Origin of the sequence: Halorubrum sp. JWXQ-INN 858 (assembly GCF_009806985.1) — an archaeon.
Taxonomy (GTDB): Archaea; Halobacteriota; Halobacteria; order Halobacteriales; family Haloferacaceae; genus Halorubrum.
Genome location: NZ_WUAX01000013.1, coordinates 1 through 1,933 on the forward strand (window position 1 = coordinate 1; position 1,933 = coordinate 1,933).

General features: G+C 56.2%; 1 tRNA gene and 1 rRNA gene. Both read left to right on the forward strand.

The annotated features are described in order from the left end of the window. Positions 1-68 precede the first annotated feature (68 nt). A tRNA-Ala gene (locus GRS48_RS11060) sits at positions 69-140 on the forward strand. A 275-nt stretch (positions 141-415) separates the two neighbouring features. Then, positions 416-1,933 (forward strand): 23S ribosomal RNA (locus GRS48_RS15105); the annotation flags it as partial.

The window sequence follows — 1,933 nt, forward strand, 5'->3', positions numbered from 1 at the left end:
CCGCCCTGGGCACCAACGAACTACCGAGGCTCACCAATCGAAACAACGACCTTCCCAGACGGGAAGGTGGGCTCATAGCTCAGCGGTAGAGTGCCTCCCTTGCAAGGAGGATGCCCTGGGTTCGAATCCCAGTGAGTCCATGTCGACCCCAACTCGAATCCGTCCCCTTAAGTGGGAGGCGCGGTTCGGTTGGAACAGACGACGACCGATGCACCACCCCGGGAAACCGCGGGTGGGAAGGGTTCGACGAACACGCTCCATGCCTGGACGTGATTCGATGACGACCGTGTATACGTGCGATCCAGACGTCCACTGAACTCATACGAGTTTTTGTGGAACGTCAGTGAACCATATACAGTCGGGTGACTTTCTAGTCACTCTGACACCGTCAGTCCGTTCTTCGAACGGACTGACACACTACTGGCTACTGTGCCAGCTGGTGAATGGCTCGGCTCAAGAGCCGATGACGGACGTGCCAAGCTGCGAAAAGCCTGAGGGACCCGCATGGAGGGAAAGAACTCAGGATCTCCTAATCGGAATCCGTATAACAATTGCTACGCGCAATAGGGAACCCCCTGAATTGAAACATCTCAGTAAGGGGAGGAAGAAAACGCAACCGCGATGTCGTGAGTAACCGCGAGTGAAACCGACACAGCCCAAACCGAAGCTCTTCGGAGCAATGTGGTGTTCGGGTTGACAATCAACCACCGAAACGATATCTGAAGTCTCCTGGAACGGAGCGTGAAACAGGGTGACAACCCCGTAAGATATCGAAGTACGTGGGGCGTCAAATCCAGAGTAGCAGGGGTCGGATATCCTCTGTGAACACCCCAGGCATCCCCTGGGAAGGCTAAATACTCCTTGAGACCGATAGCGAACAAGTAGCGTGAGCGAACGCTGAAAAGCACCCCGAGAAGGGCGGTGCAATAGGGCCTGAAATCAGTTGGCGATCGAGCGACAGGGCGTAAAAGGCGTCTTGCAAAACGAGCGAGGAGCGATCCTCTCATAGGAAGCAAGACGAGCCGGCGTCGTGTCGTGCGTTTTGAAAAACGACCCAGGGAGTGTACTTAATTGGCGAGTCTAACTCGTGAACCGAGGAAGGCGCAGGGAAACCGATACGGCCGCAGCACTACGTGTGAGGGCCACCGTGTTCAAGCGCGGGGAGTCAATTGGGTACGACCCGAAACCAGGCGATCTATTCACAGGCAGGGTGAAGCGTGGCGAAAGCCACGTGGAGGCCCGTTAGAGGTGGTATCCTACAATATCCTCTCGTGATCTGTGAATAGGGGTGAAAGGCCCATCGAGCCTGGCAACAGCTGGTTCCGACCGAAACATGTCGAAGCATGACCTCTTCAGAGGTAGCCCGCGGGGTAGAGCTACCGATTGGATGACCCGCCTCCGAGAGGAGTCGGCCATCCTGTCAAACTCCAAACCCGCAGGCGCTGTAGACGAAGGGAGTCCGGTGCGCGGGGTAAGCCTGTGTACCATGAGGGGAACAACCCAGAGCCGGGTTAAGGTCCCAAAGTGTAGATTAAGTGCGATTCGAAGGTGGTCTCAAGCCCTAAACAGCCGGGAGGTGAGCTTAGAAGCAGCTACCCTCTAAGAAAAGCGTAACAGCTTACCGGCCGAGGTTTGAGGCGCCCAAAATGATCGGGGCTCAAATCTACCACCGAGACCTGGCCGTGCCCTTGAGAGGGGCAATCGAGTAGGTCGGCGTACCGTTCGGATGGAAGCTCGGGCGAGAGCTCGCGTGGACCGTTCGGTAACGACAATCCTGGTCACAGTAGCAGCGATAGTCGGGTGAGAACCTCGACGGCCTGATGAGCAAGGGTTCCTCGGCACTGCCAATCAGCCGAGGGTCAGCCGGTCCTAAGATGTACCGTAATTCGAATACATCAACGGGAAACTGGTTAATATTCCAGTGCCATCATGC